This is a genomic window from Streptomyces odontomachicola, assembly GCF_039605595.1.
Lineage (GTDB): Bacteria > Actinomycetota > Actinomycetes > Streptomycetales > Streptomycetaceae > Streptomyces.
This window is the reverse complement of sequence record NZ_JBCFOK010000005.1, coordinates 181,962-196,569: the sequence shown is the minus strand read 5'-3', so window position 1 is coordinate 196,569 and position 14,608 is coordinate 181,962. Positions and strand designations below refer to the sequence as shown.

Below are 14,608 nucleotides of genomic sequence, written 5' to 3'. Positions count from 1 at the left end.
CGGGCTGAGCAACCTGGAGGGGCCCCCTCAGTCCAGGTAACCCCTCAACTGGTCGGCGAAGGCGTGGTCGCGGAGTTTGTTCAGGGTCTTGGACTCGATCTGGCGGATGCGTTCGCGGGTGACGCCGAAGAGGCGGCCGATCTCCTCCAGGGTGCGGGGGCGGCCGTCGGCCAGGCCGTAGCGGAGCTGGACCACCTTGCGCTCGCGCTCGCCCAGCGTGGAGAGCACTGCCTCCAAGTGCTCGCGGAGGAGGAGGAACGCGGCCGACTCCACCGGCGAGGGCGCGTCGCCGTCCTCGATCAGGTCGCCGAGGTTGACGTCGTCCTCCTCGCCCACGGGCGCGTGCAGCGACACCGGCTCCTGGGCGAGCCGCAGCACCTCGGTGACCCGCTCCTCGGTGAGGTCGAGCTGACCGGCGACCTCCTCGGCCGAGGGCTCGTAGCCGCGCTCCTGGAGCATCCTGCGCTGCACCCGTACGACCCGGTTGATCAGCTCGACGACGTGCACCGGGACGCGGATGGTGCGGGCCTGGTCGGCGAGGGCGCGGGACATGGCCTGGCGTATCCACCAGGTCGCGTACGTGGAGAACTTGTAGCCCCGCGCGTAGTCGAACTTCTCCACCGCGCGGATCAGCCCGAGGTTCCCCTCCTGGACCAGGTCCAGCATGGTCAGTCCGCGGCCCACGTACCGCTTGGCCACCGAGACCACCAGGCGCAGGTTGGCCTCGATGAGGCGGCGCTTGGCGATGCGGCCGAGGACGACGAGCTGGTCGAGTTCCAGGGCGAGTTCGCTGTCCAGGTCGAAGGCCGAGGCGAGCTTCTCCTCGGCGAACAGCCCGGCCTCCACGCGGCGCGCGAGCTCCACCTCGTCGGCGGCGGAGAGCAGCGGGATGCGCCCGATCTCGCGCAGGTACTGCCGGAAGAGATCGGCCGAGGGTCCGGTGCCTGCCGCCGCCTCCTGCTTGCCGGCGCCCGGTCCCTGACCGGCCTCCGGCGCCTCGGCCGTCTCGTGGGTCTCCGCCGTCTCGTGGGTGTCCGCCGTCTCCTGCGTGTCCGCGGCCGCCGGTGCGTGCGCCGGGTCCGCGGGGTCGGCCGCCTCCGGTGCGCCGGGCGGCGCCTCCGCCGTCTCGGCCCCGGGCGGTCCCGGCTGCACGGGGACCGCTTCGAGCGCCGGTCCTGGCGGCGTGGGCACTCCGGGCGCCGCCGTCGGGGCGGCGGGAGCCGCGCTGGTCAGGGTCTGGGTCTGCACGGGGGCGACCTCCAGGGTGATCGCTGCCGGGTCGGGGGGCGGCGTGCCAGACGGGGACGGCGGCGGCCGGCGCGCCGTCCGTGCATGCAGTTGCGGGTCGCGCTCCGCGGGCTCTCCGGCTCCTTCGCGCCATGCGCCGCGGCGCTCCGGGGACTCGGGCACCGGGACCCAGTGTGGAGTACGACACACGCCCGCCACGAGGGTCGTGCGGCCAGTTTTTGCACGGGCTGCTGATGCACCGGGCACGGAGGGCGACGACCCTGCGTTCCGAAGCCGGCGGGCCCGCGGCGCGGGCGCTGGCGCCCCGGGACCGCCCGGCGCGGGCCGGTTACGGTCGGCCTTATGCACCGCACCCAGGGCACCCTCGGCAGTCTCGGCATGTACGACCCTTCCGACATCGAGCGCTGGGCGCCTGAGCCGGACAAGCGCCCCGGGCGCACCGCGTTCCAGCGCGACCGCGGCCGGGTGCTGCACTCGGCCGCGCTGCGCCGGCTGTCGGGCAAGACGCAGCTCGTCGCGCCGGGCTCCAGCGACCAGGCGTGGGACGCCAGCCCCCGTACGCGGCTCACGCACTCGCTGGAGTGCGCGCAGGTGGGCAGGGAGCTGGGCGCGGCGCTCGGCTGCGACCCCGACCTGGTCGAAGTGGCGTGCCTGGCGCACGATCTGGGCCACCCGCCGTTCGGGCACAACGGGGAGCGGGTGCTCGGCGAGGTCGCCGAGCCCTGCGGCGGCTTCGAGGGGAACGCGCAGTCGCTGCGGCTGCTCTCCCGCATCGAGCCGAAGCGCTTCGTGGACACCGGCACCGACCGCCTCGCCGGGGTCCCGGTGAACGGCCGCCGGGTGTCGGTCGGGCTCAATCTGACCCGCGCCGCGCTGGACGCGGCCACCAAGTACCCCTGGCCGCGCGGCGGGCGGCCGGGCGCGCCCGACTCGCCGAAGTTCGGGGTGTACGAGGACGACCTGCCGCTCTTCCACTGGATGCGGCGCGGCGCACCGGACCACCGCAGATGCTTCGAGGCCCAGGTCATGGACTGGTCGGACGATGTCGCGTACTCGGTGCACGACGTCGAGGACGGCCTGCACGCCGGGCACATCGACCCCAATCTGCTGATGGCGGAGCCGGAGCGGCAGGACATCTTCGCGCTGGCGGCCTCCCGCTACGCGCCGGGCGCGGATCCGGCCGAACTGGCCGCCGCGCTCGACCGGTTGCTGGAGATGGACTGGTGGCCGCACGGCTATGACGGCTCGGCCGCGGCACAGGCCCGGCTCAAGGACGCCACCAGCCAGCTCATCGGCCGCTTCTGCCTGGAGGCCGAGGGCGCGACCCGCCGCAGGTACGGCTCGGGCCGGCTGACCAGGTACGCGGCCGAGCTCGTGGTGCCCGAGGGCGTCCGCCTGGAGTGCGCGGTGCTGAAGGCGGTGGCCGACCGGTATGTGATGCAGCGCCCGTCGCTGGAGCGCCTGCGGGCCGAACAGCGCGAGGTGCTCGGCGAGTTGGCAGAGGCCCTGGTGGCGCGGGCGCCCGAGGGGCTCGACCCGCAGTTCAGGGCGCTGTACGCGGAGGCGGACGACGCGGCGGCGCGGCTGCGCGTGGTGGTGGACCAGATCGCCTCGCTCACCGACTCGGCGGCCCGCACCCTGCACGCGCGCCTGACCGGGATGCGGTGAGGCGGCGTACGGAAGGAGGCGGAGGGTGCGGCGGTACGAGGCGTACGGAACCGCACGCCCGGCGGCCGCGTCCACGGTGCGGTACTGCGTCTGGAGCATGCGGACGGGGAAAAGCCGCCGGATGCCCGCACCGTGTTCCTGGAGTGCGGGCGCCCGGAGCGTGCACGGGAAGGGGACCGGCCGCCCGTGTCCCCCTTCCCGCGTACGCGCCGATGCGGGACGCTCGCCTGTGAACTGTGTCCGTCGGGGGGTATGCGAGGAGGCATCAAGTGGTCGACGCACACCGCACGTTCGTCATCGTCGGCGGAGGGCTCGCCGGTGCGAAAGCCGCGGAGACGCTGCGGTCCGAGGGGTTCACCGGGCGCGTCATCCTGATCGGCGACGAACGCGACCACCCGTATGAGCGCCCCCCGCTGTCCAAGGGCTATCTGACCGGCTCCGACGAGCGCGACAGCGTCTTCGTGCACCCTCCCGCCTGGTATGCGGGCGCCGACATCGAGCTGCACCTGGGCCAGCCCGCCGTGCAGCTCGACCGCGCGGCCAAGACGGTGCGGCTCGGCGACGGCACCCGCATCCACTACGACCGGCTGCTGCTGGCCACCGGCGCCGAGCCGCGCCGCCTCGACATCCCCGGCACCGACCTGGTCGGCGTGCACCACCTGCGCAGGCTCGCGCACGCCGACAGGCTGCGCGGCCGTCTTGAGGCGCTGGGCAGGGAGAACGGCCATCTGGTGATCGCGGGCGCCGGGTGGATCGGCCTGGAGGTGGCCGCCGCGGCGCGCTCGTACGGCGCCGAGGTCACCGTCGTGGAGCCCGAGCCGACCCCGCTGCACAGCATCCTGGGCCCCGAGCTCGGCAGCCTCTTCACCGACCTGCACCAGGAGCACGGCGTCCGCTTCCACTTCGGCGCGCGGCTCACCGAGATCGCCGGGCAGGACGGCCTCGTGCAGCGCGCGCTCACCGACGACGGGGACGAGCACCCCGCGCACGACGTGCTGGCCGCCATCGGCGCGGCCCCGCGCACCGCGCTCGCCGAGGCCGCGGGCCTGGAGCTGGCGCCGCGCCCCGGCGGCGGCATCGCGGTGGACGCCGCGCTGCGCACCTCCGACCCGGACGTGTACGCGGCGGGGGACGCGGCCGCCGTGGACCACCCGCTGCTGGGCGAGCGGCTGCGCGTGGAGCACTGGGCCAACGCGCTCAACGGCGGCCCGGCCGCGGCCCGCGCGATGCTCGGGCAGGAGGTGTCCTACGACCGGCTGCCGTACTTCTTCTCGGACCAGTACGACGTGGGCCTGGAGTACAGCGGGTACGCCCCGCCCGGCGCGTACGACCAGGTGGTGTGCCGCGGGGACGTCAGCAAGCGGGAGTTCGTGGCGTTCTGGCTGCGCGACGGCCGGGTGCTGGCCGGGCTGAACGTGAACGTGTGGGACGTGACCGGGGACGTGCAGCAGCTCATCCGCTCCGGCGCGCAGGTGGACACCCAGGCGCTGGCCGACCCGGAGGTGCCGCTCGGGTCGCTCGCCGGGAAGTGAGGCGCCGCACCACCGCCCGCCACACCTCCACCCACTGAGAACAAAAGGGATAAATTGCCCCTGGTTCCGATGTGCGACCGGCACGGCGAAGGGCAGTGAATTCCTGATGGCGAAGTCCGGCAAGTCCAAGCAGAGCGTGGCCGAGCAGTTCGTCGACACCCTGGAGCGCACCGGGGTGAAGCGGCTGTACGGGGTGGTGGGCGACTCCCTCAACCCGATCGTGGACGCGGTGCGCCGCAGCACCGAGGTCGACTGGGTGCAGGTGCGCCACGAGGAGGTCGCCGCGTTCGCGGCGGGGGCCGAGGCGCAGGTCGCGGGGCGGCTCGCGGCCTGCGCCGGGTCCTGCGGCCCCGGCAACCTGCACCTGATCAACGGCCTCTTCGACGCGCACCGCTCCATGGCGCCCGTGCTGGCGCTGGCCTCGCACATCCCGAGCAGCGAGATCGGCACGGGCTTCTTCCAGGAGACACACCCGGAGCGGCTCTTCCAGGAGTGCAGTTACTACAGCGAACTGATCTCCAGCCGCCATCAGATGCCCCGCGTCCTCCAGACGGCGGTCCAGCACGCGGTCGGCCGCCAGGGCGTCAGCGTGGTGACGCTGCCCGGCGACGTCGCCTCGGAGGAGGCGCCCGAGGCCCCCGAGGAGCACGCGATCGTGACGCAGCGCCCCTCCGTACGCCCCGGCGACGAGGAGGTGGACGCGCTGGCCCGCATGATCGACGAGGCCGACAAGGTCACGCTCTTCTGCGGCAGCGGCACACGCGGCGCGCACGAGCAGGTCATGCGCCTCGCCGAGCGGGTCAAGTCGCCGGTGGGGCACGCGCTGCGCGGCAAGGAGTGGATCCAGTACGAGAACCCGTACGACGTCGGCATGAGCGGGCTGCTCGGCTACGGCGCCGCGTACGAGGCCACCCACGAGTGCGATCTGCTGATCCTGCTGGGCACGGACTTCCCGTACAACGCCTTCCTGCCGAAGGACTGCAAGATCGCGCAGATCGACGTACGGCCCGAACACCTCGGGCGGCGCACCAAGCTGGACCTCGCGGTGTGGGGCGATGTGCGCGAGACCCTGGACTGCCTGACCCCGCGGGTGCGCGAGAAGCACGACCGCGGCTTCCTCGACAAGATGCTGAAGAAGCACGCCGACGCGCTGGAGGGCGTGGTCAAGGCGTACACGAGGAAGGTGGAGAAGCACACGCCGATCCACCCCGAGTACGTGGCGTCGGTCCTGGACGAAGTGGCCGACGACGACGCGGTGTTCACCGTCGACACCGGCATGTGCAACGTGTGGGCCGCGCGCTATCTCACGCCGAACGGGCGCCGCCGCGTCATCGGCTCCTTCACGCACGGCTCGATGGCGAACGCGCTGCCCCAGGCCATCGGCGCCCAGTTCACCGACCGCAAGCGGCAGGTCGTCTCGATGTCCGGGGACGGCGGCTTCTCGATGCTGATGGGCGACTTCCTGACGCTGGTGCAGTACGACCTGCCGGTGAAGGTCGTGCTCTTCAACAACTCCTCGCTGGGCATGGTCGACCTGGAGATGATGGTCGACGGCATGCCCGCGTACGGGACCTCGTACAGGGAGACCGACTACGCGGCGATCGCCAAGGCAGCGGGCGCCTGGGGCACGCGGGTGGAGAAGCCGAAGGACATCGCCGGCGCCCTCAAGGACGCCTTCCGGCACAAGGGCCCGGCGCTGGTGGACATCGTGACCGACCCGAACGCGCTCTCCCTCCCGCCCAAGATCACGCGGGAGCAGGTCAGCGGCTTCGCGCTGAGCGCCGGGAAGACGGTGCTGGAGGGCGGCGTGGGGCGGATGGTGCAGCTCGCGCGCAGCAACCTGCGGAACATCCCGCGGCCGTAGCGGGCTCCGGGGCGCGGCGGGTCCCGGAGCCGCAGCGGGGCCCGGGGCCGCGGCGGGGGCCCGGGGCGCCTGGGGTGTCGGTGGGGCGCCGTAGACTGCTGGGGTGGCTGGAAGGATCAATGACGAGGACGTGAAGGCGGTACGGGACGCGGTTCCGATCGACGCCGTCGTGTCCGAGTATCTCCAGTTGCGGAACGCGGGCGGGGGCAACCTCAAGGGCCTCTGCCCCTTCCACGACGAGAAGTCGCCGTCCTTCCACGTGAGCCCCAGCAAGGGCTTCTTCCACTGCTTCGGCTGCCAGGAGGGCGGCGACACCCTCGCCTTCCTGATGAAGGTCGACCACCTCTCCTTCGCCGAGGCCGTGGAGCGGCTGGCGGGCCAGGCCGGGATCACCCTGCGGTATGAGGAGGGCGGGTACGGCCGCGCGAGCCAGCAGGGCGAGCGCACCCGGCTGATCGAGGCGCACCGCGAGGCCCAGAAGTTCTACGCCGAGCAGCTCGGCGGCGCCGAGGCCGAGGTCGCCCGCCGCTTCCTCACCGACCGCGGCTTCGACGAGGAGGCGGCGCTCCACTTCGGCATCGGCTATGCGCCCGCCGGGTGGGACCACCTGGTGCGCTTCCTGCGCGGCCGCGGCTTCTCCGACAAGGAGCTGACCCTCTCCGGGCTGGCCCAGGAGGCGCGCAACGGCCGCCCCATCGACCGCTTCCGCGGCCGCCTGATGTGGCCGATCCGCGACATCACCGGCGAGGTCGTCGGCTTCGGCGCGCGGCGGCTGCGCGAGGACGACCAGGGCCCGAAGTATCTGAACACCCCCGAGACGCCGATCTACCACAAGTCCCATGTGCTGTACGGGATCGATCTCGCCAAGAAGGAGATCGCCAAGGCCAACAGGGCGGTCGTGGTCGAGGGGTACACCGACGTCATGGCCTGCCACCTCGCCGGTGTGCGGAACGCCATCGCCACCTCAGGCACGTCCTTCGGCGAGGGCCACATCAAGATCCTCCGCCGGCTGCTGATGGACAACGCGCAGTCCGAGGTCGTCTTCACCTTCGACGGCGACGCGGCGGGCCAGAAGGCCGCGCTGCGCGCGTTCGAGGACGACCAGAAGTTCGCCGCGCGCACCTCGATCGCGATCACGCCGGGCGGGATGGACCCCTGCGACCTGCGGCTCGCGCAGGGCGACGCGGCGGTGCAGGAGGTCGTGGACGGGCGCTCCCCGCTCTTCGAGTTCGCGATCCGGCGGATAGTGGAGCAGCACAACCTCGACACGGCCGAGGGCCGTTCGGCCGCGCTGGAGCAGGCGGCGCCGGTGGTCGCGCAGATCAAGGACGTCTCGATCCAGCACGAGTACGCGGTGCGGCTCGCCGGTCTGCTCGGCATCGTGGACGAGCAGTTCGTGGTGCGGCGCGTGGGGCAGCTCGCGCGGTGGGCGCGGCAGCGGGCCTCGGGTTCAGCGCCGCGTGGGCAGGGCGGGCCGCAGCAGGGTGCGCCGCCGTCCGCCGGGGCCGCGCGGCCCCGGGGTGGTGGCCCCGCGCTCAATCTGCGCAGCCCCGCGCACCAGGTGGAGCGCGAACTGCTCAAGCTCGCGCTCCAGCAGCCCGGCCTGGTCTCCCCCGCCTTCGACGCGTATGGCGCCGATGAGTTCACCGCTCCGCCGTACGCGGTCGTGCGGCAGGCCATCGAGGCGGCCGGCGGCGTGGAGGGCTCCGAGGAGGACTCGGGCTTCGTGGCGCGGGTGCGGGACGCGGCGCCGGACGACACCGTGCGCACGATGGTCACCGAGCTGGCCGTCGAGCCGCTGCGCAGCAAGCGCCAGGCGGACGAGGTGTACGCCGGCATGCAGCTCGTCGCGGTCCGCCTGGCCGCGGTCAACGCCCGCATCACCGACCTGGAGGGCACGGCCCGCCGCCTGGAGGCCCAACGCGAGTCCTCGGCGGGCGTCCGCCAGGAGATCTGGACGCTGCAGCAGTACGGGAGAGCGCTGCGCGAGAAGGGCGCGAGCGCGCTGTAGGCATTCGCGCGCGGGGGCACGCCGCGTGCGTAACCGCCGGCCACGCCTGCTGTGGTCACTTTCCGCTGCGGCGGAGAAGATCTCCGGCGCTGCGCGCCATTGCCGAGGCCCGCGCCGCGAAGCAGAACTCTGGCGCTGCGCGCCACGGCCGACACCCGCAGCCGCGGGTGGCTATGGGCACAGCACACCGCACATGAGACTTCCGCCGCAGCGGCGCGCAGCCACGGGGCCGGGCCGTCGGCGGTCACAGCGGTACCGGCGCATACGGGGCGCTCGCCCCGAGCGTCGCGTCGTAACGCTTCAGGAGCAGGCGGGCCAACGCCGGGTGGGGGCCCAAAGGGGCTGAGCTCCAGGTCAGTTCGGGGTGGGATGCCGTGGTCCTCGCGAAGTGGCCGGGGGCCGTGAAGTAGGACGCGAGGGCTATGCGGCGTGCTCCACCGGCGCGAAGGGCCCGTATCGCCTCGGGGACGGTGGGCCGCGCCGCCGAGGCGAAGGCCGCACGCACGGGGACGCCGCCCAGCCGCGCGGACAGCCGGTCCGCCATCCGGGCCGCGGCGGCCACGGACTCCGGCGCGCGCGACCCCGCAGCCGCGAGCACCACCCCGTCCGCGCCCAGCGCACCGGCCTCGGCGAGCCGGTCCCGCAGCGCCTCGGCCAGCAGCGGGTGCGGCCCCAGCGGCCCCGCGACCGTGGCCCGTACATGGGGCGCGGCCTCCACCGCACGCGGAATGTCGTGCAGCACGTGGTGACCGCGCCCGAAGAGGAGCGGTACGAGGACGGCGCGCTCCCCCTCGGGAAGCCCCGCGAGGGTGTCCCCCAGCAACGGCCCGTTCAGCTCGATGTGCCCGAGCTCGACGCGCACACCGGGGCGCATCCTCCGTACCCGGTCCACAAGGCGGCCCACGGTCCGCCGCGCCTCCGGATCACGGGAGCCGTGCGCCACCACGACCAGCGTGGGGGCGCCGGCCCCGCACGCCGTCGGCGGCCGCACCGCGCGGAGCTGGCTGGTGAGCTGGGTCGTGAAGAGAGTCATGAGCTGCGCCGTACTGTCGAGTCCAGAGAGTGGAGTGCCGGGAGTACCGGGAGTACCGGAAGGTGAAGGCGACGCCGTCATGGACCGAGTCTGCGCACCCGGCATTGCCGGACCGTTGCGCGTGCATGACGGATGGTTGCGCAGAGCTCACACACGCAGTGACGCCCCCCGGCAGGGGCCGCGGGGGCGCCCTCACCCCGGACTCACCCCCGCGCTGAGGCCCCCTTGCCGGGCGCGTAACCCGCGCACACGCCGCCCGTAACACACTCGCCCCACGCTGACCTGTATGAATGCGAGCGCCGTGACCGACACCCACTGCCCCTACTGCGCGCTCCAGTGCGGAATGGGCCTCCGGCCGGCGGCGGAGGCCCCGGGCGGCGTCGAGGTGGTGGAGCGCACCGCGTTCCCGGTGAACCGCGGCGCCCTGTGCGGCAAGGGCCAGACAGCGCCCGAGCTGCTCTCCTCCCACGTACGGCTCACCGAACCGCTCGTACGCGACGAGGCGAGCGGCGAACTGGCCCCCGCCACCTGGGAAACGGCGCTCGCCCGCATCGCGGACAGCCTCACCTCGACCAGGGCGGACCACGGCCCCGACGCGGTCGGCGTCTTCGGCGGCGGCGGACTGACCAACGAGAAGGCGTACGCGCTCGGCAAGTTCGCGCGCCTGGCCCTCGGCACCTCGCAGATCGACTACAACGGCCGCTTCTGCATGTCCTCGGCGGCCGCGGCCGGCACCCGCGCCTTCGGCCTCGACCGCGGACTGCCGTTCCCGCTGGCCGACATACCCCGCACGGGCTGCGTGATCCTGGTCGGCTCGAACCCGGCGGAGACCATGCCGCCCGCGATGCGCTACTTCACCGAACTGCGCGAGAACGGCGGCACGCTGATCGTCGTCGACCCGCGCCGCACCCGCACGGCCGAGCAGGCCGACCTCCACATCGCGCCGCGCCCCGGCACCGATCTCGCGCTCGCGCTGGGCCTGTTGCACCTGGTGGTGGCGGAGGGCCGGGTGGACGAGGAGTACGTGGCAGCCCGTACGAGCGGCTGGGCGGAGGCCCGCAGTGCGGCGATGGCGCACTGGCCCGAACTGGTCGAGCGGATCACCGGCGTGCCGGTGCCGGTGCTGCGCGAGGCGGTACGGATGTACTGCGCGCCCGAGCACGCGATGGTGCTCACCGCGCGCGGCCCCGAGCAGCAGTCCAAGGGCACCGACACGGTCGGCGCGTGGATCAACCTGGCGCTGGCGACCGGCCGCTGCGGGCGCGAGCTGTCCGGTTACGGCTGCCTGACCGGGCAGGGCAACGGGCAGGGCGGGCGCGAACACGGCCAGAAGGCCGACCAGTTGCCCGGCTACCGGAAGCTGGACGATCCGGCGGCGCGCGCCCATGTCGCCTCGGTGTGGGGCGTGCGCCCCGACGCGCTGCCGGGCCCCGGGCGGAGCGCGTACGAGCTGCTGGACGCGCTCGGCGGCGACCGGCCCGACTCGATACGGGCATTGCTGGTCATGGGATCCAACCCGGTGGTGTCCGCGCCCCGTTCGGCGCATGTCGAGGGGCGGCTGCGCGCGCTGGACTTCCTCGCGGTGTGCGATGTGGTGCTGTCCGAGACGGCGCGGCTGGCCGACGTCGTACTGCCGGTGACGCAGTGGGCGGAGGAGACCGGCACGACCACCAACCTGGAGGGGCGGGTGCTGCTGCGCCGCCGCGCGGTCGATCCGCCGCCGGGTGTGCGCTCTGACCTGGAGGTCCTCCGCGCGCTCGCGGAGCGGCTGGGGTGGGAGAAGGGCTTCCCCTCCGACCCGGAGGAGGTCTTCGGGGAGCTGCGCCGCGCTTCGGCGGGCGGTCCCGCGGACTATTCGGGGCTTACGTATCCGAGGCTGGCGGCGGAGGAGGGCGTGTTCTGGCCGTGCCCCGAGGACGCGGGCGTTGCCGGTGCACACCCCGGGACCCCGCGTCTGTTCCTCGACCGCTTCGCGACGCCGGACGGGCGCGCACGCTTCGCGCAGGCCACACACCGGCCCTCGGCGGAGGAGCCGGACGCGGACTTTCCTCTCTTCCTGACGACGGGCCGGGTGCTGGCCCAGTACCAGTCGGGCGCGCAGACCCGCCGCGTCACCGCCCTCAACTCGGCCTCCCCCGGCCCCTTCGTGGAACTCCACCCGCGCTTGGCCGAACGCCTCGGAGTGACCGACGGCGAACCGCTCGCGGTGACCTCCCGCCGCGGCCGGGCCCTCGCCCCCGCACGCCTGACCAGCACGATCCGCCCCGACACGCTCTTCATGCCCTTCCACTGGCCGGGCGAGGGCGCCGCCAACACCCTGACCAACCCGGCCCTGGACCCCACCTCCCGCATGCCGGAGTTCAAGGTGTGCGCGGTGAGGGTGGAGCGGGCGGAACGGGCGGAGCCTCCGCATGTGGCAGAGGACCGGGCGCGGCCCGGCGCCCCGCAGTAGGCTCGCCCCCGTATGCGACCGATGGAACGCGCGGAGGTGCTGTGACCAGCCAGCAGAGCGAGACGGCCGGCCCGCTGATCCCCATGCCGCAGCTCACTCCCGACGCTCTGCGCACCGCCGTCGCCCAGATCATCCCCAGCCGCCTGCCCGAGCTGAACGGCCACCTCGCCCGTGCGGCCACCAGCGCCCAGCGCACCAGCAGCATCGGCCCGCTGCTGGCCTTCACCGAGCACTGGGGCACGGTCGTCAACATCGAACGCTGGCCGGAGCGCGCCCGCCGCTTCCGCGCCTGCGAGGAACGCGCAGCCGACCCCGAAGCCGACCCCTCCGAGGCCCGCGCGGCGGCGACCGAGGTCGCACGGATTCTGCGCACCGCGGCCGAGGCATAAGCGAGTTGAGGCGCGCGGTATGAGGGCGGGCCGCTCGCCGTGGTCTCCGGTCGCGAGCGCGGGCCGGTGCAACCGGCGGGAGTGCGGGGCGCGTCGGGTGAGGTGTGTTGACTCGGGGGAACACACGTCCGACGGTCGTCGCGCGAGGTTGGCGGTGGGTGCGCGCGCGGTTGCCGCGTACTCGTCGGGGGCAGCGGCGGGCGGTGCAACTACTCGTGTTGGCGTGTGTGTTGGGGCTGCTGCCTGCGACCTGGTTGCACCTGTCCACCGGTGACCGGGTGCTGCGTACCGCCGATCCCGCCGCCGCGCCCAAGGCACCGGTGGCCGTCGTCTTCGGGGCCGGGCTGTGGGACGGCGAACCGTCCCCCTACCTCGCGCACCGGCTGGACGCGGCACGCGACCTCTACGCCGCGGGACGGGTCAAGGCCCTGCTGGTCACCGGCGACAACAGCCGCCACGACTACGACGAGCCGGACGCGATGCGGCGCTACCTCACCGACCGCGGCGTGCCATCCCGCCGCATCGTCGCCGACTACGCCGGCTTCGACACCTGGGACTCCTGCGCCCGCGCCCGCCGGATCTTCGGGGTGCGGCGGGCGCTGCTGGTCAGCCAGGATTTCCACGTACCGAGGGCGGCCGCGCTGTGCCGCGCAGCAGGCATCGACGCGTACGGGCTGCCGGTGCCGGAGCCGCGCGATCTCACCTGGTACGCGGGCGGCGTACGCGAACTGCCGGGCGCGGCGAAGGCGTTGCTGGACGCCACGCTCACCCCGGAACCGCACTTCGCGGGCCCGCGCGAGGACGGGGTGCGGCGTGCGCTGCGGGACGGTCCGGCCGGTGTCGGGCCGGGTCAGACCGCTGCGGTCTCCTCCTCGACCCATGCCAGGTAGTCGGCGCCGCCCCGTACGACCGGGGTCGCGATGATCTCGGGTACGTCGTAGTCGTGCGCCTCTCTGATGTACGCCTCCAGCGCGTCGTATCTGGCGGCGGCCGTCTTGAAGAAGACCTGCCACTCGGTGTCGTTCTCGATCGCGCCCTCCCAGCGGTAGACGGAGGTGACGGGGGCGCTGATCTGCGCGCACGCGGCCACGTTCCGCTCCACGGCGCCCGCGGCCAGCGCGCGCGCCTTGTCCTCGCTGTCGGTGGTGGTCAACACGGTCAGAATCTCGGCCATGCGGTCACCGTAACGGGCCCCACCGACAGCCGGGCCGCGCCGGTCGCGTGCGCGGAACCGGAGGGTCGCGGATCCGCCCGCTGTCCGATTTCTTCAAGACGTACGCCGCCGGCCTGCGCTTCGCTGGCCCCATGAACGCAACGAAACCCCGCTTCGATCTCATCGGCCTCGTCACCGCCAACATGGCCGCCTCGCTCGCCTTCTACCGACGGCTGGGCGTCGACGTCCCCGAGGGCGCCGAGGACTCACCGCACGTGGAGGCCGCGCTGCCCGGCGGGCTCCGCCTCGCCTGGGACACCGAGGCCACCGTCCGCTCCTTCGACCCCGACTGGTCGCCGGGGCCGAGCGGCAGCGGCCGGATCGGCATGGCCTTCCTCTGCGAGGGCGGCCCCGCCGAGGTCGACGCCGTGTACGAGGAGCTGACCTCGGCCGGATACCAGGGCCACAAGGAGCCCTGGGACGCCTTCTGGGGCCAGCGCTACGCGGTCGTCCTCGACCCGGACGGCAACACGGTGGATCTGTTCGCGCCGCTGGAGTGAGGGTCAGGCACGGAGCAGGTCGCTCGCCGTCACGCCTGCCAGCGCGCGCACCTCGCGGGAGAGGTGCGCCTGGTCGGCGTACCCGGCGCGGGCCGCGGCGGTCGCCAACGGGGTGCCCGCGCGGGCGAGTTCCAGCGCGCGCTGGAGGCGGAGTACGCGGTCGAGCGTCTTCGGTCCGTAGCCGAAGGCCGCGGTGCAGCGGCGGTGGAGGGTGCGCTCGGTGACGCCGGTCGACGCGGCGATCTCCGTCACGGTGCGGCCCGCGCGCAGCTCGGCCAGCACGGCTGCGGGCAGCGGGTCGGGGCCGTACGCGGTGGCCAGCCGCAGCGCGGCGCGCTCCAGGCCGTCCTCCGTCGCGCGCTCGGCCAGCTCCCGTACCCGGGCGTCCGGCCACACCGCCGTGAGCGGCACGCGCAGGTCGCGGAGTTCGTGCGCCGGTACGCCGAAGAAACGGGGGCCCGTGCCGGGGGCGAAGCGCAGGCCCGTGACGCGGCGGCGGCCGGGGCTCTCCCGCACCAGGTGGGCGTGGGTGTCGGGGCCCGCGATCACCAACTCGCCGTCCCAGAGCAGGAGGTCCATGCAGCCGTCGGGGAGTACGCGGGTGTGGCCGCCGCCCGGTCCCATCTCGCGCGACCACAGCACGGCGCCCGCCACCGCCGAGGGGCGCTCCTCGTAGCTCGGACCCTCCATGTCCCCAT

The 14,608-nt window shown here is 73.7% G+C and carries 12 protein-coding genes; 8 read left to right on the top strand and 4 right to left on the bottom strand.

Annotation, left to right across the window (positions count from 1 at the left end):
- Positions 1 to 27: 27 nt before the first annotated feature.
- Positions 28 to 1,410 carry an RNA polymerase sigma factor gene (locus ABEE00_RS10925; protein WP_451918546.1) on the bottom strand — a complete coding sequence of 461 codons (1,383 nt, stop codon included), beginning with the start codon at positions 1,408 to 1,410 and terminating at the stop codon, positions 28 to 30.
- 180 nt (positions 1,411 to 1,590) lie between these two features.
- Here ABEE00_RS10925 and ABEE00_RS10920 point away from each other — a divergent pair, with 180 nt between their 5' ends.
- The 4 genes from ABEE00_RS10920 (at position 1,591) to dnaG (ending at position 8,323) form a co-directional block, all read left to right on the top strand.
- Complete coding sequence (locus ABEE00_RS10920) at positions 1,591 to 2,916, top strand: deoxyguanosinetriphosphate triphosphohydrolase (RefSeq protein ID WP_345745147.1); 1,326 nt, start codon at positions 1,591 to 1,593, stop codon at positions 2,914 to 2,916.
- A gap of 269 nt (positions 2,917 to 3,185) precedes the next feature.
- On the top strand, positions 3,186 to 4,448 hold the full coding sequence (locus ABEE00_RS10915) for an NAD(P)/FAD-dependent oxidoreductase (protein WP_345745146.1): 1,263 nt from the start codon (positions 3,186 to 3,188) through the stop codon (positions 4,446 to 4,448).
- A gap of 106 nt (positions 4,449 to 4,554) precedes the next feature.
- The gene (locus ABEE00_RS10910; protein ID WP_345745145.1) at positions 4,555 to 6,312 is read left to right on the top strand and encodes a pyruvate dehydrogenase; all 1,758 of its coding nucleotides are present in this window, start codon (positions 4,555 to 4,557) and stop codon (positions 6,310 to 6,312) included.
- A 103-nt stretch (positions 6,313 to 6,415) separates the two neighbouring features.
- Positions 6,416 to 8,323 carry a DNA primase gene (gene dnaG / locus ABEE00_RS10905; RefSeq protein WP_345745144.1) on the top strand — a complete coding sequence of 636 codons (1,908 nt, stop codon included), beginning with the start codon at positions 6,416 to 6,418 and terminating at the stop codon, positions 8,321 to 8,323.
- Positions 8,324 to 8,567: 244 nt separating this feature from the next.
- Here the strand turns inward: dnaG and ABEE00_RS10900 are convergent, their stop codons facing one another.
- Entirely contained in the window at positions 8,568 to 9,356 is a 789-nt protein-coding gene (locus ABEE00_RS10900; protein ID WP_345745143.1) for a sirohydrochlorin chelatase, read from the bottom strand.
- 286 nt (positions 9,357 to 9,642) lie between these two features.
- On the opposite strand from ABEE00_RS10900, the gene ABEE00_RS10895 reads away from it, so the two are divergent.
- The 3 genes from ABEE00_RS10895 (at position 9,643) to ABEE00_RS10885 (ending at position 13,087) form a co-directional block, all read left to right on the top strand.
- Positions 9,643 to 11,808 carry a molybdopterin oxidoreductase family protein gene (locus ABEE00_RS10895; protein ID WP_345745142.1) on the top strand — a complete coding sequence of 722 codons (2,166 nt, stop codon included), beginning with the start codon at positions 9,643 to 9,645 and terminating at the stop codon, positions 11,806 to 11,808.
- 41 nt (positions 11,809 to 11,849) lie between these two features.
- Positions 11,850 to 12,197: a hypothetical protein gene (locus tag ABEE00_RS10890; protein WP_345745141.1), complete on the top strand. Its 348-nt coding sequence runs from the start codon at positions 11,850 to 11,852 to the stop codon at positions 12,195 to 12,197.
- A gap of 215 nt (positions 12,198 to 12,412) precedes the next feature.
- The gene (locus tag ABEE00_RS10885) at positions 12,413 to 13,087 is read left to right on the top strand and encodes a SanA/YdcF family protein (RefSeq protein WP_345745423.1); all 675 of its coding nucleotides are present in this window, start codon (positions 12,413 to 12,415) and stop codon (positions 13,085 to 13,087) included.
- On the opposite strand, the gene cutA is transcribed toward ABEE00_RS10885, so the two are convergent.
- Entirely contained in the window at positions 13,048 to 13,371 is a 324-nt protein-coding gene (cutA, locus tag ABEE00_RS10880; RefSeq protein WP_345745140.1) for a divalent-cation tolerance protein CutA, read from the bottom strand. The genes ABEE00_RS10885 and cutA overlap by 40 nt on opposite strands.
- A 131-nt stretch (positions 13,372 to 13,502) precedes the next feature.
- Here cutA and ABEE00_RS10875 point away from each other — a divergent pair, with 131 nt between their 5' ends.
- Positions 13,503 to 13,910 (top strand): VOC family protein, encoded by a 408-nt coding sequence (locus ABEE00_RS10875; RefSeq protein ID WP_345745139.1) that lies wholly within the window; start codon positions 13,503 to 13,505, stop codon positions 13,908 to 13,910.
- A gap of 3 nt (positions 13,911 to 13,913) precedes the next feature.
- Here ABEE00_RS10875 and ABEE00_RS10870 read toward each other — a convergent pair whose 3' ends face one another.
- Positions 13,914 to 14,600 (bottom strand): helix-turn-helix domain-containing protein, encoded by a 687-nt coding sequence (locus ABEE00_RS10870; RefSeq protein ID WP_345745138.1) that lies wholly within the window; start codon positions 14,598 to 14,600, stop codon positions 13,914 to 13,916.
- Positions 14,601 to 14,608 lie beyond the last annotated feature (8 nt).

Coding starts and splice junctions, on each gene's coding strand:
- ABEE00_RS10910 (WP_345745145.1), top strand. CDS start 4,555: ATGGCGAAGTCCGGCAAGTCCAAGCAGAGCGTGGCCGAGCAGTTCGTC.
- ABEE00_RS10875 (WP_345745139.1), top strand. CDS start 13,503: ATGAACGCAACGAAACCCCGCTTCGATCTCATCGGCCTCGTCACCGCC.
- ABEE00_RS10895 (WP_345745142.1), top strand. CDS start 9,643: ATGAATGCGAGCGCCGTGACCGACACCCACTGCCCCTACTGCGCGCTC.
- ABEE00_RS10870 (WP_345745138.1), bottom strand. CDS start 14,600: ATGGAGGGTCCGAGCTACGAGGAGCGCCCCTCGGCGGTGGCGGGCGCC.
- ABEE00_RS10920 (WP_345745147.1), top strand. CDS start 1,591: ATGCACCGCACCCAGGGCACCCTCGGCAGTCTCGGCATGTACGACCCT.
- ABEE00_RS10900 (WP_345745143.1), bottom strand. CDS start 9,356: ATGACTCTCTTCACGACCCAGCTCACCAGCCAGCTCCGCGCGGTGCGG.
- cutA (WP_345745140.1), bottom strand. CDS start 13,371: ATGGCCGAGATTCTGACCGTGTTGACCACCACCGACAGCGAGGACAAG.